This is a genomic window from Chryseobacterium sp. R2A-55 (genome assembly GCF_021401085.1).
Classification (GTDB): domain Bacteria; phylum Bacteroidota; class Bacteroidia; order Flavobacteriales; family Weeksellaceae; genus Kaistella.
Genome location: NZ_JACBFP010000003.1, coordinates 200,275 through 217,637 on the forward strand (window position 1 = coordinate 200,275; position 17,363 = coordinate 217,637).

At 40.3% G+C, this 17,363-nt stretch carries 17 protein-coding genes and 1 tRNA gene; 3 read left to right on the forward strand and 15 right to left on the reverse strand.

Features of this window, described 5'->3' with window-relative positions; translation table 11 throughout:
* The 6 genes from L0951_RS06110 to rplK form a co-directional block, all read right to left on the reverse strand.
* Complete coding sequence (locus L0951_RS06110) at positions 1–804, reverse strand: aminotransferase class IV (protein WP_234110347.1); 804 nt, start codon at positions 802–804, stop codon at positions 1–3.
* A 73-nt stretch (positions 805–877) separates the two neighbouring features.
* Positions 878–1,264 carry an START-like domain-containing protein gene (locus L0951_RS06115; protein ID WP_234110348.1) on the reverse strand — a complete coding sequence of 129 codons (387 nt, stop codon included), beginning with the start codon at positions 1,262–1,264 and terminating at the stop codon, positions 878–880.
* A gap of 272 nt (positions 1,265–1,536) precedes the next feature.
* The gene (rplL, locus tag L0951_RS06120; protein ID WP_048498999.1) at positions 1,537–1,908 is read right to left on the reverse strand and encodes a 50S ribosomal protein L7/L12; all 372 of its coding nucleotides are present in this window, start codon (positions 1,906–1,908) and stop codon (positions 1,537–1,539) included.
* A 130-nt stretch (positions 1,909–2,038) separates the two neighbouring features.
* Entirely contained in the window at positions 2,039–2,671 is a 633-nt protein-coding gene (gene rplJ / locus L0951_RS06125; RefSeq protein WP_234110349.1) for a 50S ribosomal protein L10, read from the reverse strand.
* A gap of 17 nt (positions 2,672–2,688) precedes the next feature.
* A complete protein-coding gene (gene rplA / locus L0951_RS06130; RefSeq protein WP_234110350.1) occupies positions 2,689–3,381 on the reverse strand; it encodes a 50S ribosomal protein L1 in 693 nt (230 codons plus the stop codon).
* A gap of 11 nt (positions 3,382–3,392) precedes the next feature.
* On the reverse strand, positions 3,393–3,836 hold the full coding sequence (gene rplK, locus L0951_RS06135) for a 50S ribosomal protein L11 (protein ID WP_234110351.1): 444 nt from the start codon (positions 3,834–3,836) through the stop codon (positions 3,393–3,395).
* A gap of 339 nt (positions 3,837–4,175) precedes the next feature.
* On the opposite strand from rplK, the gene L0951_RS06140 reads away from it, so the two are divergent.
* On the forward strand, positions 4,176–5,078 hold the full coding sequence (locus L0951_RS06140; RefSeq protein ID WP_234110352.1) for a T9SS type A sorting domain-containing protein: 903 nt from the start codon (positions 4,176–4,178) through the stop codon (positions 5,076–5,078).
* Between the two features lie 112 nt (positions 5,079–5,190).
* Here L0951_RS06140 and L0951_RS06145 read toward each other — a convergent pair whose 3' ends face one another.
* From L0951_RS06145 to L0951_RS06170, 6 genes are all read right to left on the reverse strand, one after another.
* Positions 5,191–6,822: an LIC_10190 family membrane protein gene (locus L0951_RS06145; protein ID WP_410686089.1), complete on the reverse strand. Its 1,632-nt coding sequence runs from the start codon at positions 6,820–6,822 to the stop codon at positions 5,191–5,193.
* 2 nt (positions 6,823–6,824) lie between these two features.
* On the reverse strand, positions 6,825–8,351 hold the full coding sequence (locus tag L0951_RS06150; protein WP_234110354.1) for a T9SS type A sorting domain-containing protein: 1,527 nt from the start codon (positions 8,349–8,351) through the stop codon (positions 6,825–6,827).
* A gap of 69 nt (positions 8,352–8,420) precedes the next feature.
* Positions 8,421–8,960: a YMGG-like glycine zipper-containing protein gene (locus L0951_RS06155; RefSeq protein WP_234110355.1), complete on the reverse strand. Its 540-nt coding sequence runs from the start codon at positions 8,958–8,960 to the stop codon at positions 8,421–8,423.
* Between the two features lie 302 nt (positions 8,961–9,262).
* Positions 9,263–9,336: transfer RNA gene (locus tag L0951_RS06160), tRNA-Cys, on the reverse strand.
* 49 nt (positions 9,337–9,385) lie between these two features.
* Complete coding sequence (locus tag L0951_RS06165) at positions 9,386–9,895, reverse strand: RDD family protein (RefSeq protein WP_234110356.1); 510 nt, start codon at positions 9,893–9,895, stop codon at positions 9,386–9,388.
* A gap of 33 nt (positions 9,896–9,928) precedes the next feature.
* Positions 9,929–11,293 carry a DUF4403 family protein gene (locus tag L0951_RS06170; protein ID WP_234110357.1) on the reverse strand — a complete coding sequence of 455 codons (1,365 nt, stop codon included), beginning with the start codon at positions 11,291–11,293 and terminating at the stop codon, positions 9,929–9,931.
* Positions 11,294–11,365: 72 nt separating this feature from the next.
* Here L0951_RS06170 and L0951_RS06175 point away from each other — a divergent pair, with 72 nt between their 5' ends.
* A complete protein-coding gene (locus L0951_RS06175; RefSeq protein WP_234110358.1) occupies positions 11,366–12,364 on the forward strand; it encodes an LLM class flavin-dependent oxidoreductase in 999 nt (332 codons plus the stop codon).
* Between the two features lie 201 nt (positions 12,365–12,565).
* Positions 12,566–13,690 (forward strand): 3,4-dihydroxy-2-butanone-4-phosphate synthase, encoded by a 1,125-nt coding sequence (gene ribB, locus L0951_RS06180; protein ID WP_234110359.1) that lies wholly within the window; start codon positions 12,566–12,568, stop codon positions 13,688–13,690.
* Between the two features lie 93 nt (positions 13,691–13,783).
* On the opposite strand, the gene L0951_RS06185 is transcribed toward ribB, so the two are convergent.
* From L0951_RS06185 to L0951_RS06195, 3 genes are read right to left on the reverse strand one after another with little or no spacing between them, the layout of a single operon-like run.
* Positions 13,784–14,551, reverse strand: a complete 768-nt coding sequence (locus L0951_RS06185; RefSeq protein ID WP_234110360.1) for a succinate dehydrogenase/fumarate reductase iron-sulfur subunit — start codon at positions 14,549–14,551, stop codon at positions 13,784–13,786.
* 20 nt (positions 14,552–14,571) lie between these two features.
* Complete coding sequence (locus tag L0951_RS06190) at positions 14,572–16,584, reverse strand: fumarate reductase/succinate dehydrogenase flavoprotein subunit (protein ID WP_234110361.1); 2,013 nt, start codon at positions 16,582–16,584, stop codon at positions 14,572–14,574.
* A gap of 60 nt (positions 16,585–16,644) precedes the next feature.
* Positions 16,645–17,316: a succinate dehydrogenase cytochrome b subunit gene (locus tag L0951_RS06195; RefSeq protein ID WP_234110362.1), complete on the reverse strand. Its 672-nt coding sequence runs from the start codon at positions 17,314–17,316 to the stop codon at positions 16,645–16,647.
* Between the last annotated feature and the right edge of the window lie 47 nt (positions 17,317–17,363).

A 17,363-nucleotide genomic window follows, 5' to 3' on the forward strand; every position in this document is an offset into this window, starting at 1 on the left:
TTATTCAAAACTAGATTTCCATTTATCAATCATTTCCCTGAATCGATGTTTCGCAAAGGATTTATTTCGAATTTTCATCACAGGGAAGATTCCTTTTTCATCTGAAATCATTAGGATTTCTTCTGCCTTTTGTGATTCGAAGCCAATCATTTCACTTACCTCCACCAATGCAAGATTGTGGTTGTGAGTATAGGTGATAAAACTTTCCATCAAAGGCGAAATCAGGGCACCTTCTGATAATTTCGGGATCTTGATGGTATTTCCGGCCAGGAATAATAAATTCCCAAATATCGATCGTGCAATCCGCTTATTTGGATTCTGCAGAATGACGTCGTCTAAATCATTTTCTTTGGCGTAAACTTCCGCAAAAACATTTTCCGGACAATGCACCCGAATATTACTCAGAAGATTGTTATTGACATTGATTTCCTTGATCATATCCATTTCAAATTCCCGCTGCAAAGAAAGTACATCGGCAACTTTATCCACTGTAAAATAAAACGCTACTTCCGCTTTTGAGGGCAACGTTTCGGTAAGGTTTCGGTAGGTCATGAAATTGATAATCCCGTTTGAAACTCCTTTGCCAATGACTTCCGTGTGGAATAAATTTTGAAAAAATTCCAGGGTATAGGTCATCGGAATTTTCATACGCATTTTGCGCATGGAGGACATCAGGAAAAAATAACATTCCTCAGCCAAGATTAGTCTGGAGTTTCTCACAAAGAAAGAAGTTTTCACTGCATCGCCGTGAAGAAACGCCCTGTTTATCTCTTGAAAATTTTCACTGCTAAAATAGTTTTCCACTTCAGTTCTGATTTAGATAAAAAAATAATGAACGAAAAACTCGTCCATCATGTTTATTCGTTTTTAGATAAAATTAAGCTGCTCCCAATTTGATCTGCAGATTTTCTATGAGATTTTCCCAGTAGAGTTGATTTTCATCTTCGTCTCCGGGATCACAAAAATCGGTAATATTTAAAGATAAATCCTCGGTAATGTCATCGATCACGATGGTCATTTCAAAGAAATTTTTGGTTCCCTCATCTTCTTCCCAGCGGAAACGCACGAAACTTTCCGGTTTATATCGGATCAAAGTTGCTTTTTCAGAAGGACCATTATTCCAACTGAAGAAAAAATCATCACCTTTTTCCACTACCTCATCCGCAAACCATTCAGAAAGTCCTTCCGCACTCGCCATATATTCATATAAAATCTCTGACTGACAGTGCATTGGGAATTCATAGTGCACTTTCGTTTTCGCCATATTACTTACATTTTAATGTGCCGCAATATATAAATTTAATTTTGATTTGTACAAACTATTTCAACTAAAAACGAAGAAAACTGGATCGAAAGACATGATATTTGATAGGATTCAATAGTGATGAGTGAAAACAGGGATTGTATGGTTCACCACCTCTGGACAAGAAACCGTTTCCACCCAATTTTGGGGATAAAATGGCATGGATAAATACTCGAAAGAAAACAAAAAAACTCCCCAAAACTGGGGAGTTTCACATTGTATCTACAAGCGAATTATTTCAATTCTACTTCAGCACCAGCTTCTTCCAATTGCTTTTTCAAAGCTTCTGCCTCATCCTTAGAGATCCCTTGCTTGATTGGAGCAGGAGCACCGTCTACCATATCTTTTGCTTCTTTAAGACCGGCACCTGTTAAATCTTTTACCAATTTAACTACAGCCAATTTAGAAGCTCCAGCTGATTTAAGGATTACGTCGAATTCAGTTTTTTCTTCAGCAGCTTCTCCAGCTCCTGCTCCACCTGCTACTACTACTGCAGCAGCAGCTGGCTCAATTCCGTATTCATCCTTAAGGATTGCAGCTAATTCGTTTACGTCTTTTACTGTTAAGTTTACTAGCGTTTCAGCTAAATTTTTTAAATCTGACATTTTGTAATGTTTTTTTTGTTGAACGATTTATTTTTGTTTTTTTGAGTAATTTCTCAGTGCTTTCGGCTGTCTGCTCCCGATCACTATCGGGACGGCTTTCAACTTGAGCTGGTTTGAATAATTCTTAAAATTATTCCGCTGGAGTTTCAGTTGCTTCAGCGTTTGCTTCCGGAGTTTCCGGTGCAGTTTCTGCTGGTACTTCTGCAACAGGTACTTCTGCAACTGGCGCTTCTTCTGCAACAGGTGCTTCTGCTGGTGCAGCTTCTGCTTTTGCGTCCACTGTTTCAGGCTTGTTTTGCAATGCGCCAATAACTCTCTGAATTGGTGACTGAAGCAATCCGATGATTTCTCCTATCATTTCTTCTCTTGACTTGATGTTTGCCAACATCTCAAGGTTGTTGTCTCCAACATAGAAAGTTTCCTGAAGGAATGCAGACTTCAAAGCTGGTTTCACCTCTTTTTTTCTGAAATCTCTGATCAGTTTCGCAGGCGCGTTCGCTGTTTCAGAAATCATGATGGCAGAGTTTCCTTTGAAAGTTTGGAACATTTCCGAGTAATCAACTCCTTCAATCTGCTCCATTGCTTTTTGAAGCAAAGTGTTTTTAACTACTTTTACCTTGATATTTTGTTTGAAGGCAGCTCTTCTGAAATCTGACGACTTCTGAGCATTTAATCCTTCTAGATCTGCTACGTAAACTACTTTTGCATCCTGAAGCAAATCTTTAATCTCTTGTATCGCTACAACTTTATTTTCTTTAGTCATTGTCTTGAGGATTTATATTAGTTTACAGATTTTGTATCAACTGAAATTCCAGGACTCATGGTAGAAGACAAGTAGATTGACTTCACATAAACTCCTTTTGCAGCAGTTGGTTTCAATTTGATCAGCGTCTGAATTAATTCAGAAGCGTTTTCTTTGATTTTAGCAGCGTCAAAAGATACTTTTCCGATTCCTGCGTGGATGATTCCGTATTTATCAACTTTAAAATCAATTTTACCTGATTTTACTTCAGAAACAGCTTTCCCGATTTCCATCGTTACGGTTCCTGATTTTGGATTCGGCATCAAACCTCTCGGTCCCAAAATTCTACCCAATGGACCTAATTTACCCATTACAGCAGGCATGGTCACGATAACGTCAACGTCTGTCCAACCTCCTTTAATTTTATCAAGATATTCATCAAGACCTACATAATCAGCTCCAGCTTCTTTTGCTTCAGCTTCTTTGTCTGGAGTAACCAGCGCAAGGACTTTCACATCTTTACCGGTACCATGTGGAAGAGAAACAACTCCTCTTACCATCTGGTTTGCTTTTCTTGGATCAACTCCCAATCTAACCGCCAAATCTACAGAAGCATCAAACTTCGCATAGTTCAGTTCTTTTACCAAAGCAGAAGCTTCGTCTAAGTTATAGACTTTGTTCTTCTCTAGTTTGCTTGCAACTTCTTTTTGCTTTTTCGTTAATTTTGCCATTTCAATAAGTATTAAGCGTTAGTTGGTTTAGTTCCTGTCACTCTCAATCCCATAGATCTTGCCGTACCTGCAACCATAGTCATTGCTGAATCGATGGTGAAGCAGTTAAGGTCTGTCATTTTATCTTCTGCGATTTTTTTAACCTGATCCCAAGATACAGAACCAATTTTTGCTCTGTTTGGCTCTCCGGAACCTTTTTTCTGCTTGGATGCATCTAAAAGTTGGATTGCCGCAGGTGGAGTTTTGATTACGAATTCAAAAGATTTGTCTTCGTACACAGTAATTACTACTGGCAAAACCTGTCCTGGCTTGTCTTGAGTTCTTCCGTTAAATTGCTTGCAAAACTCCATGATGTTCACACCTGCAGAACCCAAAGCTGGACCTACCGGTGGAGAAGGGTTTGCTGCCCCTCCTTTCACTTGGAGTTTAACCATTTTAAAGACTTTTTTAGCCATTTTTTTGTTTTAAGGTTTTTTAATTTATGAATGTGGAAGCATTTATAAATCAGCAAAGTAGATAATCTCACCTTTCTACCTTGCTTTTCGGACTGCAAAATTAAGAATAATTTTTAATCCCACAAGTGTAAGATGTTGATTTTTAGAAAGAATTTTTAACAGAAGAGCCAATCAAAGCTCTTTGCACCTTGACGCAATTCTGTCTGTCATTCAAATAAGTGTTTTCACCCTAAAAATCAGGTGATTTCACCCAGCAAATTTAGGCGTTTTCACCGTTTATCAAGACAGAATTTCGTCATAAATTTGTACCTCTCCTTAAGAGAAATATTAAGATTTGTCATGAAAAAAATCTCCACTCTTTTTACTTTAATTCTAGCAGGATCCACAATTTTCGGGCAGGTTTTGATGTCTGAAAATTTTGAAAACTATCCTTTAGGAAGTTTTGGAAAGCAGGGAGGTTGGCAAAGAAAAGGGGGAAATCCCGACCAAATAAAGATTGTCACGCTTCCCAATACGGTGTACGGAAAATCGCTTCAGTTTGATCGCTCGACCCAGGATGAAATTGGCCTTCATAAAATTTTGCCTTGGTCTCAAAGAAATCCTGGAAATAATATTTTGAGAGTGGATTTCAAGATTTATTCAGGGACGGGATTTGGCGAAACCGGGATTCAAGTATTCGCGGACGGTAGTGCGCATTACAAAGTGGCCGAACTCGTCTATTTTGCAAGCAGCGGCTCATTTATCTTCCGAACCCAAAACATGGAGTCCCACGGAACCATAACTTTGTGCAACATTGATGAAAACACCTGGTACAGTTGCACCCTGTTTTATAACTCAAACAGTGGCGAATCACACCTCATGATCGAGGGGGTCACTTTTGGACCATTCTCAGATGCGGCAGGAAAATCCCCGGACCGATTTCAGTTTATTTCCAGTCCATTTGATGGCCTTCATACTTTAAGCTTTGACAACTTATCGGTTTCTGCAATCAAACAGATTAGTGCATCCAGCGAAAATGGGATTTCGCAGACCACAGTTTTTCCGATTCCCGCAAGCGACTTCTTTATGGTGAAAACGGACAAAAAGATTTCACAAGCACTGCTATTGGACCAGGGAGGAAACATTGCAGCAATTTCAAAATCAGGCCAAATCAATGTTTCGGGATTGATTCCCGGGATTTATATTCTGAACATAAAATATACGGATGGAAAACACGAAACCATCAAAGTAATCAAGAAATAACCCATTTTATCATCTATTTTAATATTTTTGAGAGAGCTGCAGTCCATGCGATTGCAGCTTTTTGCGTCAAAAAGTTGACCGGAAAAATGATGCAGTGACATTTAAGGTCAACTTACCGTTCAAGATGTTCACGCAAGTCTAAGATCTTTTGGATATCGACCCTTTCAGACGGAGTGATTTTCTTCCAGATAAATCCGTCTCTTAAATTGGAACCTTTCATTTGCGGGAAAATTCCTGCATCCAGATATTCCTGCACAAAGGAGGGAGAAATGGCGGGAATCGGCGTATCAAAACTAAAGGGATAACTATTGACCATATTAAACTTTAAGTTTCCAATTTGGTAATCATCATATTTTTTCCATGCATAAACGGACGGCGAAATAAACTGAGTAAAAACAAAACCGCGCAAGAAGCCGGTCATCTTAAAACTTGCCAATCGGGATTGAAAGTATTTAGGAACACAAAAAAACAGACCTACCATGAAAGATAATATAAAAAAAAGCATCAGTGAACGAAATCTTGATATCCGCTGCCAAAAAACCACAAAGAAAATGACAAAAAACACATCGATAAAAAACCGATATTGTGCAGAGAACCAAAGAACTACAATCATCTTCAGCAAAATGGAAATAAAGATCAGCCAAACCAGTTTTGATTTTTTTAGAGCAGCATAAACCAGAAACAGTGCTAAACTTAGAATAAGCAGCACATGAATTATGCCTTTGATACCAGCCAAGAAAAGCCAGTTATTAACATAATCCATTAAGGAAAATCGTCGGATTTCTTCCAGGGAATATTGCAAATCATAGGTCTTAAGAATTGCCATATCTGCGGATTTCCCCAGAATAATGTCATTTGGCTTCCAACCAAAGCCAAAGTCCAGGAACTGCAATGGGAAAATTGGAAATCCGAACACCCAAATGTTTTTGAAAAAGAATAAAAAGAGTAAGGTTGTTCCGGGCAAGATAAACTTTAATCGAGAATTTACGATAAAGAGCGAATATAAAAAACTGAAAACCGGCAACCAAATCATGGTTGGTTTGATAGAAAATATGAAAACGGAAATCAGGAAAAGCATTGTTGAATTCCTGTTACCCATCAGAATCTCATTTAATAGGATCAACGAGAAGACGATCACCGGCAAATCTGGGCTAGGCGATTGTGAAAACAGAAACAAAATGGGCAAAAAAGCAAGATGAATCCACGATCTTCTCTCGAAAATATAAATGACGAAAATGACGAGGGTTATAGAATTGAGCCTTAAAAAAGAGTCTGTGAAACTTGAAAATCCCGCCTGTAAAATATGCCAAAACGACATTTGCCCCAAAAGTAAATCCAAATTCGATATTCCTTTCACCAAACCCACTTTAGAAATCCAGCTGATCACTGGAACGTAATATCCGAAATGGTCTAAAATAAATGGATAGAAGGATCCAAAAAACAGAATGATGGCCATCAACGACAAAAATAAAATTCGATTCCCTGCCATAACTCCTAAGATTCCACGATAGCCCCTAAAATAAAAGAATGCACCAAGTCCGAAGACGACAAAAGGAACCTCCACAAATATGTTTAAGGAAACAAAAAAAGCCAACAAACAAAAAAGGATTGAAATAGAGAGCATTCCAAGAATGATCCTTAATGAAATTCCCTCCAACTCGATTTGAAATAAACTGCAAGTAATCTTACCGAATCCGAGAAAAACGGGTATTAAAATAAGTGTTGAAAAAAGAATAGAAAGCACAGCTATTTTATAAATGGAACCGATTTGCTTACCACTCCATCTACTTTCAGCTCGCAGATATAATTTCCTTTCTTCAGTTTCATGTGTTCCACATCAATTTTTTGAATATACTTTCCATAACCCTGATTTTCTTTTAGAACCTGGCGAACCAATCTTCCAGACATGTCATAAATATTGATTTCCACTTGAGACGAAGCGTGGAGTTTGTATGAGATATAAGCTTCCCTATCTACCGGGTTCGGGTAAAAATTGATGTTTTGGTCGGTTATGTTTTCAAAGGTCTGCAGAATTTCGCTATCAAGAATTTTAGCGGTCACAATTCTACTGCTTCCACCAACTCGGTCTCCCCAAATTGCATGAATCACCCCATTTCTAGCAGCAATATTGGTATAGTCGCCGAAAAACACACTTTGATTGGGGGTAAAAGTGGTTTGGTTTATTTTCATATTGACGAAAGATTGTCCACCATCGGTAGATCTCGCGATATAGACGTCCGTTTGGTTATCGCTATAACTTCTTCGGTCATAAAATACAAAATAGAGGTTTCCATTGGACTGATCAATGGCCATCCAAGTCAGGAACTGCTGTCTTCCGGAGTTATCATTATTCACTTTGATGGGCGCAGTCCAAGTATTTCCACCATCTGTGGATTTGCTCAGGAAAATATCGGTATCGTTAACACCGTTTCTTTGATCGCTCCAGTTCACATAAATGGTGCCGCGATTTGGTCCATTGCTTACGTCGCAAGCGGTGATCGGAAGTCCGTTGCTCCGATCCAATCCCGGAATTGAAAAATCCCACCCCCCCGGAATATCGGCAATCTTAATATCGTTGGTGAGCCAGGTATTTCCCCCATCAAGAGATCGATCGAAAACCAGACCAGCGGGTCCTACCCACGAAACATAGATTTCGTTGTTTGGTCCAATCGCGGGAACGGCTCCTTCCACCGTGTTGTCTTCATCCACACAATCACCGTCCACTTGGTTTATCTTCACGGGGTTGCTCCAAGAAGCTCCGCCGTTGGTGGACTTTGAAAACAGAATTGAAGTTTTGTCATTGGGATTGGTACTGCCATAGGAGTCAAATTGGGTCCAGGTCATGAACAGATTGTTATTGCTATCTACAGCGAGCCATTGCTTATCATGCTGTTTCCCATTGAGTCCCACATAGCTTCCGTTATCATAGGTTGCACCACCATTGGTTGATTTCTGCACCACAATCCTGTCCAGCCAAGAACCGGAACTCGGATTTGAAAGATGCGCAAAAAACAAATTTCCGGCGTGGTCAAAAATCAAAGCAGGATCCCCCCAAACTCCATAAGTTGAAGTCAGGGACTTTCGTGTCCAGTTTAGCCCGCCATTGGTGGAGTAGTAATAATTGTTGATATTGGCACCCGCCGCTAATATATTGGGATTGGTCGGATGGATAGCAATCGAAGGTTCAGTGGGTGTTCCAGAATGGATGACTACATTCTGCTGCGCCCGAAATAAACTAATGGATAAAAATGCGAGTAAAAACGGAAACTTCATAGCGATAAAAAAAGATTGCCTAAAATTAAGCAATCTTTCGAATATATTTGATGTAATTTGGTTTTAAGACTATCTCGGCTGTACTCTACCATCTTTTCGATCCTGTGATCTACCGATGGCATAACCTGTTGCTCCACCTACAATACCACCAATCACTGCACCTGCACCACGATTGTTTTTGTTGATGATAGCTCCTGCTGCAGCACCACCTACTGTACCGATAATCGCACCTTTAGCTGCTTTACTCATTCCTTGCTTTTGAGTAGTTCCCTGAGCTGTTCCTGCACTGCTTCCAGAATTAGAAGCCACCGCACCTGAGCTGGAAGCGCTTCGGGGAGTTCTGTTTACATAAACCGTTCTGGTTTTGGTAACGACTTTCGGAGCTGCTGCTTTTGCCTTATTTGCTTCCGCAATACTATCTGCTTTTTTCTGCGTTTCATAGGCAATTCTTTCTTTTTCAATAGCCAGTTTTTGTTGCTCAATTTCGAGCTGCCTTTGTTGGAACTCCACTTTTTGCTGTTCCAAAGATTTTTCAGCCACGGTGTTATCTTTCTTGCAGGCAGTCAATGTTAATATGGACACAAAACCTGCTAATAATATATTTTTCATAATCTTCAATTTTAAAAGTCAATAAATTAAAACCATCTTCGTAGAGAGCATGCCAAAAACGAAACCAAACATAAGTTAAAGAAATGTTAAAATTTTTAAAAAATCTTAATTGTTAAAGATAATAAACATCCAATCAGATTGTTACAAAAATTAAAATTCGATCAATTTTTAAAAATTCAGAAGATGATGAATAAAAAAAGTACTATTTTGCGATAGCGAGAATTCTTGCAAATGCCCCAAACACCTAAGCAAAGAAAATAAAAAAACTCTAATCGCTTAAAAATAAACGCATTAGAGTTTTTTGGAGGTACCTAGCGGATTCGAACCGCTGTAGATGGTGTTGCAGACCACTGCCTAGCCACTCGGCCAAAGTACCATTTGGGTTTGCAAATATAGACAATTTTTGATGTTTGGAAAAACTTTTTTCAATCGCTTTCTTTCACTCCAATCGCATTGATCTCGTTATCCAGATTTTTTGCTCGCTCAAATTCTTTCACTTTCACCACGCGGGTATCGGACCATCGATCATGCCACCCATTATTGCCCAAAAACGAAAGTGCATCAAAAGGAACAATCCGCGAAAAACTTCGTTTCAATAAATCCATGCCGGTGAGTGGACTGTTATCTGCCTTGACCACTTTGGTCCCAGTAATATATTTGCCCACACTTCTGCCTTTGGTTCCCCATTCTGTTACAAACATTAGCAAAGCATAAACAATCATGGTCAAAACACGGTCCGCCAAACCATTGATGTTTTCCATCTGATAGGTCACCTCAGCGAGATGTAAACCGGTAATTATACTGTAAATCACAGCCAGGATTCCAAAAAACAAAACCGTGGCACAAAGGCAAAAAGTAAAATCAATTAAGTAATTTGCAAGTCTAAGTCCTGAACCTGCGCGGTTTCTTTCCACAACTGGTAAAGCTTTTGCCATAAATCATTTAATTTTTGCTAAAATAATGAAAAATCATACTCCCTGAACAAAAAGCTTCAGCTGTGCTTCTGTGTCGATTATCGCCGTAATGACCGACGGACTCAAAATTATTTTGGAGGGCTTCAAACTGAAAACCTTTCCTTGCATTTTCAGGCCTTTGTAATATTCTTTGTTAAAGGTTTCCTCGATGCTTTTTTTCGAATAATCTTCCAATTCTGCAGTGGGGATCCCATATTCGTCCTCTATTATTTTCACGATCTTGCCTTGGAACAATAAGGTCGCTGCTTTCTGCAAAATACTTTTCGTCTTCAACTTGAATTTGGTATCGCTCAAAACGATTTTTCGCTTTGCTTGATCATAAACCGGTATTCCGGAAATAAACGAAGTTCCGTCCACAGTTCCCTCGGTTTTGGCTTCCATCATGATCCGGTCATTTTCGCCATAGACTTTGATTCCCGTAATCTTGATCTTCGATTTTCCTTCCCTAAAGGCAAATTCCTTGTCGAGAAACATACTTTCCGCAATCTTCGTTGCTTCTGTAAATGGAATGTTTGCAGTGGTTTGAAGCAGGAATTTTTGCGGAAGCGACTGCACAGAATTGAAATTGGCGATCGACTTGATCAGTGGCGAATCCGCAGGTTTTTGTCCGGTAAAAGTTTCGGAAAAGGTATCAATCCCGATATTTCCCTGAATTTGGTCCAAATAGAAAACCAAAGGCGTAATATTGACCGAAATCGGAGTCACTTTCAACCAGGTGTTATATTCTTCCGAAATCTGAAACGGCTGCGAAAACTGATTCCATGCCAAAACTGCATATTGCTGAAAATTCAGTTGCGTCGCCATCATATCATCAATGGTTTTGCAGAATTCCTGCTGCTGCTTTTTCAGATTACTTTCCACCAAAGGGGTGATGGGAACTTTGATTTTGCCATAGTCGAGAACCGGTTTCGTCACCCATTTGAAACCATTCGGAGCCGTTTTGGTGGTGACGGTCCAATTATTATTAAAGGAGATCTGCACATTAAAGTACATCACCGTCTCGAAAGTAGTATTCTGGTAATTGTAAACCCCCAAAGTTCCGATTCCCTTTTCCGCCCAGATTTTCAGCGGAACTTCGATCAAAAGATTCTGATTGGTTCCACCGACCAGTCGAATCGGCCGGGTTTTCCATACCTTTACCTTAAACTGGTCATTATCGTTATCAACATAGGAATCATCCTGATAAACCAGCTGTGGAACTGAATTATTGATGATATTCGAAATCTCAGCAAGTGGAATTTTCACCGGCATGGAAATCGAGGATTTTATTTTAGGAAAACTATTGTTAACTTGTGTTGTTTGTTGGGAAAAAGTTTTCCAGAAAATAAGCCCGAAAAAGATGACCAGAAAATTTCGCATTTTTACATTTTGTATGAAACGCAAATTTCAACAAAAATTTCATATCAGAAATAAGAAAAAATTTAAACTTCAATGAAACCCTTCGAAATATCTGTGCTGGATTTGGCTCCAGTGAAACAAAACAAAACGATCCATGAAACTTTTAATGACAGTCTGGATTTGGCCAGAAATGTAGAAAAATTAAATTACAAAAGATTTTGGCTTGCCGAACATCACAATATGGCGTCGATTGCAAGTTCCGCTACATCTGTATTAATAGGTTTTATCGCAAATGGAACCCAAAAAATCCGAGTAGGTTCCGGTGGCGTCATGTTACCGAATCACAGCTCACTAGTCATTGCAGAACAATTCGGAACCTTGGAAAGTCTTTTCCCGCAAAGAATCGATTTGGGAGTGGGAAGAGCTCCCGGAACTGATGGTTTGACGGCACAAGCTTTGGGAAGAAATCCCATGACCATTAACGAACAGTTTCCCAGACAAATCCGCGAACTTCAAAAATATTTCTCAAAAGAAAATGCTGAAAGTTTAGTACGGGCAATTCCCGGCGAAGGTTGCGATATTCCGATTTACGTTTTGGGTTCCAGCACAGACAGTGCGTGGCTTGCCGCGGAATTTGGATTGCCGTATGCTTTCGCTGGACATTTCGCCCCCGAAATGATGAGCTTTGCTTTTGAAATCTATCTTGAAAACTACAAACCGAGTGCAAAATTTCCGGAACCATACCTGATTGCTTGCGTAAACGGAATCGGCGCAGAAACCGACGCAGAAGCCAGAAAACTGACTACCACTTTGTATCAGGCGTTTTTAAATATCATTCGAAACGACAGAAAGCCCTATGCTCCACCGGTAGAAGACATGGATGCAATCTGGAGTTCCATGGAAAAAGCCGGAGTTCTGCAAAAGCTTCGATACAGTTTTGTGGGAAGTCCGGAAACCTTGAAAACCCAGATCAGGAATTTCCAAGACCGGTTTCAGGTGGATGAACTCATGATCACTTCGCATATTTACGAACATGAAGCGAGAGTGAAGAGTTATGAGATTTTCCGGGAGGTGGTGGATTCTTTGATTTAAAAATTAAGATCTTCTTCAACGCAAATCTCAATTTAATACTGGGCAAACTCCCGCGTCCCGGCTTGAGCGGAAATCCTTTTTTCTCTGTTGGATTTAGACGTCGGCGAAAAAAGATTGGGAGCGGAAGACGGAAAAAGACGCCCAAATAAAAATTGCGATTCGCTCCAAATCTCAGTACCTTTGCAAAAATCTAAAAGTAAAATGTCTGAAATAAAACTCAATACGATTCCGGAAGCCATTGACGATCTGAAAAACGGCAAAGTCATCATCGTGGTGGATGATGAAAACCGCGAAAATGAAGGTGATTTTCTTTGTGCCGCAGAACTGACCACCCCTGAAATCATCAACTTCATGTCGATTCACGGAAGAGGTTTGATCTGCACTCCGCTGCCAGAAAAAAGATGTGACGAGCTGGAACTGGAAATCATGGTCACCAGAAGTAGCGACCCGAAGGAAACGGCTTTCACGGTTTCTGTGGATTTGTTGGGAGACGGTGTTTCCACAGGAATTTCTGCAAGCGACAGAAGCAAAACGATTCTCGCATTGATGGACGAAAATACCAAACCGGCCGATTTGATGCGACCTGGACATATTTTTCCTTTGCGGGCTAAAAAAGGGGGCGTTCTAAAAAGAGCAGGACATACTGAAGCGGCGATTGATCTGACCAAACTTGCAGGCCTGAAAGAAGGCGGCGTGATTTGCGAAATCATGAACGAAGACGGAAGCATGGCGAGATTGCCGCAACTTCACACGCTGGCTCAAAATCTTGGTTTGAAGATGATTTCCATCGAGGATCTGATTAAATATCTTTTGAGGAAAGGCGACCTCATTGAAAGAATCGAGGAAAGAAAAGTAAAAACCACCTATGGTGATTTTGATTTTTTTGCCTTCAAGGAGACAAGCACCGATCAAATCCATTTTGCGCTGACTAAAGGAACTTGGTCGGAAGACGAGCCGGTTTTGGTTCGGGTACAATCTTCAAACTCCTATTTCGATGTTTTGAGCAGGTTGGTTACAGGTGAGAAACCTTTGTTGGCGAAAGTCACGAAAATGATTAACGATGAAGGAAAAGGCGCTCTGATTTTCATCAACAATGTTTCCAATTCCGAAAATACGATGCGTAAACTGCAGCAGTTTCTGGATTTCCAAAGTGGCCACGAAATGCGGCCTACTTTATCTTCCAATTTCAGGGATTATGGGATTGGAACTCAAATCTTAAAAAACCTGGGCATCAATAAATTCCGTGTTATTACCCAGAATGTGAACCAAAAACCTTTGGTGGGAGGTTATGATGTGGAGGTTACCGAAATGGTGGAATTGGTTTAAAGTTTGAATAAGCAAGCGCAAAGATATTTGTTCTGAAAACAAAAATCGTCTGAAAGCAATTTTCAGACGATTTTTTGATGAGTGGAATTTCAATTATCCCTGGTCTAATGAAGCTCCGAAGTATTCTCTGTTCAACCTGGCGATCACTTCCAAAGAAATTCCTTTCGGACATTCCACTTCACAAGCTCCAGTGTTTGAACAGTTTCCAAACCCTTCTTCATCCATGGCGGCTACCATTTTCAGAACCCGTCTTTTTCTTTCCACCTGTCCTTGCGGAAGAAGAGCGTATTGGGAAACTTTTGCTCCCACAAACAACATTGCGGAACCGTTTTTACAAGACGCTACACATGCTCCACAACCGATACAGGTGGCTGCATCCATGGCTTTGTCAGCTTCTTCTTTATCGACCAAAATGTTGTTTGCATCAGTGGTATTTCCGGATGTATTTACCGAAATAAATCCACCTGCTGCCATCACTCTGTCAAAAGAACTTCTATCCACCACCAAATCCTTGATGACTGGGAACGCTGCACTTCTCCAAGGTTCAATGGTAATGGTTTCACCATCTTTGAACATTCTCATGTGAAGCTGGCAAGTTGTGATTCCGGTATCTGGACCGTGTGGACGGCCATTGATGTATAGAGAACACATTCCGCAGATTCCTTCGCGGCAGTCGTGGTCGAAAGCAATCGGTTCTTTTCCTTCGTTGATGAGTTTTTCGTTCAAGATATCCAGCATTTCCAGGAATGAGGAATCGGTGGACACCTCTGAAATCTTGTAGGTTTCAAATTGTCCTTTGGTTTTATTGTTTTTCTGTCTCCAAATTTTCAGAGTCAGGTTTAGTCCTTTTTTTGCACTCATAATTATTAATATTTTGGAGATTATTTGTAGCTTCTGGTTTTCACCTCTATATTTTCATATTTCAAATCCTCTTTGTGAAGGATTTCAGCATTGATATCGTCTCCGTTATATTCCCAAGCTGAAACATACATGTAGTTGACATCATCTCTTTCTGCTTCACCTTCAGGCGTTGCGTGATCCCATCGGAAATGTCCACCACAAGATTCTTTTCTACCCAGTGCGTCTTTTGCCATTAATTGTCCCAATTCCAGGAAATCGGCTACTCTGCCGGCTTTTTCCAACTCAGGATTCATTTCATCGTTGCTTCCCGGAACTTTCACCTCTGCCCAGAATTCTTTTCTCACTTCTTCGATTTCCTTAATTGCTTCGGCTAATCCTTCAGGAGTTCTTCCCATCCCTACTTTGTTCCACATGATGTGGCCCAATTTTTTGTGGAAATAATCCACGGAATGTTTTCCATTATTATTAAGGAAGAAATTAATCCGGTCTTTTACACTTTTCTCCGCCTCATCAAATTCTGCCAAATCGGTTGGAATTGCTCCAGTTCTGATATCAGCTGAAAGGTAATCTGCGATCGTATAAGGAAGCACGAAATAGCCATCCGCCAAACCTTGCATCAAAGCTGAAGCTCCCAATCTGTTTGCACCGTGGTCTGAGAAATTTGCTTCACCAATGACGAAACAACCCGGAATAGTGGACTGCAAATTATAGTCAACCCAGATTCCTCCCATGGTATAGTGAACCGCAGGATAGATTTTCATCGGGGTTTCATATGGATTGTCTGCCGTTATTTTTTCATACATCACGAAAAGGTTTCCGTATTTTTCTTCCACCCAAGCTTTTCCTAAATCATAGATTTGCTGCTCCGTTGGATTATGGATGTTTTTCTCAATGGCGGCTTCTTTTCCTTTTTTGGTAATCTCGGTGGAGAAATCCAAGAAAACACCTTCTTTGGTATCATTGTTTTCGATTCCGAAACCAGCGTCACATCTTTCCTTGGCCGCTCTCGAAGCCACGTCTCTCGGCACTAAGTTTCCAAAAGCCGGATATCTTCTTTCCAGATAATAGTCACGGTCTTCAGGTTTAATATCTTTTGCTTTAAGCCTTCCTTCACGAATTGCAACTGCATCTTCGATTTTTTTTGGAACCCAGATTCTACCGGAGTTTCTTAAAGATTCAGACATTAAAGTCAGCTTAGACTGCTGCGTTCCATGAACCGGAATACACGTTGGGTGAATCTGCACGTAGCAAGGGTTTGCGAAATATGCTCCTTTTTTGTGAATTTTCCATGATGCGGAACAGTTGGAGCCCATTGCATTTGTAGAAAGGAAATACACATTTCCGTATCCACCGGATGCAATAACCACGGCATGAGCAGAATGTCTTTCAATTTCACCGGTCACCAGATTCCTTGCAATAATTCCTCTGGCTTTTCCATCCACGACGACGAGCTCCAACATTTCGTGGCGGTTATACATTTTGATTCTTCCTTTACCGATTTGTCGGCTCATGGCGGAATAGGCTCCCAAAAGCAATTGCTGTCCGGTTTGACCTTTCGCGTAGAAAGTCCTTTTTACCTGAACACCACCGAAGGAACGGTTGTCTAATTGTCCACCGTAATCCCTTCCAAAAGGAACACCTTGCGAAACACATTGGTCAATGATATTTCCAGAAACCTGAGCCAATCGGTAAACGTTTGCTTCTCGGGAACGGTAGTCTCCACCTTTGATCGTATCATAAAACAATCTGTAAATGGAGTCGCCATCACCTTGATAATTTTTTGCGGCATTGATCCCACCTTGAGCAGCAATAGAGTGTGCTCTTCTTGGCGAATCCTGATAGCAAAAAGCTTTTACATTATATCCCTGCTCAGCCAAAGTAGCTGCTGCAGAACCGCCTGCTAAACCAGTTCCAATGACGATGATGTCGATCTTGTCCCGGTTATTTGGCGAAACCAGGTTCATGTGGTTTTTATGGTTTTCCCACTTGTCGGCTAATGGACCAGCTGGGATTTTGGAATCTAATTTACTCATTATTTGAAATTTTAGATTTGATGTTTGAATTTTAGAGTTTGAATTTGACTAAAATTCAAATTATTGAGTTAAAAAATGAAAAAGCGCAATGAAGATGAAACCGGCAGGAATCAAAATCGAATACCAAGTCCCGATTTTTTTGATCAACGGGGTGTATTTCGGATGTCTGGCTCCAACAGATTGGAAAGATGACTGGAAACCATGCGCCAAATGCAATCCCAGCAAAATGAAAGAGATCACATAGAGAACCACCCTCCAGGTTTCCGCAAATTTCGCATGAAGTTCTGGCCAAAATCTGGTAACATCATTCGGATCACCACCTCCCGGAATGTATTTGTAGGTCATCTCATGGAGCCAGAAATCATACATATGAAGACCCAGGAAAGCCAAAATGACCAATCCAGAATAAATCATGTTTCTGGACATCCAGGTGGTATTAGCATTTCCGTCGTAAACCGCATATTTCACAGGTCTTGCGTTTCTGTTCTTAATTTCTAAGATGAAACCCATGATGAAGTGAAACATCACTGCGAAAACCAAAATCGGCTGCATGATATATTGAACCATCCAATTGTAGCCCATAAAATAGGATGCTTCATTGAAGGGGCCATCTTTGCCACAAACCGAAAGTAAATTCACCGAAAGGTGCATGATTAGGAAAACGAGCAGGAACATTGCGGACAATGCCATTGCGTATTTTCTACCGATGGTAGAACGTGAAAATCCTGACATAACTATGTTTAAATTTGAATTCCCACAAAGTTAAAGAATTGTTAAGC

What these genes read in the sequence shown, in the direction of transcription:
- L0951_RS06115 (WP_234110348.1), bottom strand. Translation starts at nt 1,264, where the DNA reads ATGGCGAAAACGAAAGTGCACTATGAATTCCCAATGCACTGTCAGTCA.
- rplL (WP_048498999.1), bottom strand. Translation starts at nt 1,908, where the DNA reads ATGTCAGATTTAAAAAATTTAGCTGAAACGCTAGTAAACTTAACAGTA.
- rplJ (WP_234110349.1), bottom strand. Translation starts at nt 2,671, where the DNA reads ATGACTAAAGAAAATAAAGTTGTAGCGATACAAGAGATTAAAGATTTG.
- rplA (WP_234110350.1), bottom strand. Translation starts at nt 3,381, where the DNA reads ATGGCAAAATTAACGAAAAAGCAAAAAGAAGTTGCAAGCAAACTAGAG.
- rplK (WP_234110351.1), bottom strand. Translation starts at nt 3,836, where the DNA reads ATGGCTAAAAAAGTCTTTAAAATGGTTAAACTCCAAGTGAAAGGAGGG.
- L0951_RS06140 (WP_234110352.1), top strand. Translation starts at nt 4,176, where the DNA reads ATGAAAAAAATCTCCACTCTTTTTACTTTAATTCTAGCAGGATCCACA.
- L0951_RS06150 (WP_234110354.1), bottom strand. Translation starts at nt 8,351, where the DNA reads ATGAAGTTTCCGTTTTTACTCGCATTTTTATCCATTAGTTTATTTCGG.
- L0951_RS06155 (WP_234110355.1), bottom strand. Translation starts at nt 8,960, where the DNA reads ATGAAAAATATATTATTAGCAGGTTTTGTGTCCATATTAACATTGACT.
- L0951_RS06165 (WP_234110356.1), bottom strand. Translation starts at nt 9,895, where the DNA reads ATGGCAAAAGCTTTACCAGTTGTGGAAAGAAACCGCGCAGGTTCAGGA.
- L0951_RS06170 (WP_234110357.1), bottom strand. Translation starts at nt 11,293, where the DNA reads ATGCGAAATTTTCTGGTCATCTTTTTCGGGCTTATTTTCTGGAAAACT.
- L0951_RS06175 (WP_234110358.1), top strand. Translation starts at nt 11,366, where the DNA reads ATGAAACCCTTCGAAATATCTGTGCTGGATTTGGCTCCAGTGAAACAA.
- ribB (WP_234110359.1), top strand. Translation starts at nt 12,566, where the DNA reads ATGTCTGAAATAAAACTCAATACGATTCCGGAAGCCATTGACGATCTG.
- L0951_RS06185 (WP_234110360.1), bottom strand. Translation starts at nt 14,551, where the DNA reads ATGAGTGCAAAAAAAGGACTAAACCTGACTCTGAAAATTTGGAGACAG.
- L0951_RS06190 (WP_234110361.1), bottom strand. Translation starts at nt 16,584, where the DNA reads ATGAGTAAATTAGATTCCAAAATCCCAGCTGGTCCATTAGCCGACAAG.
- L0951_RS06195 (WP_234110362.1), bottom strand. Translation starts at nt 17,316, where the DNA reads ATGTCAGGATTTTCACGTTCTACCATCGGTAGAAAATACGCAATGGCA.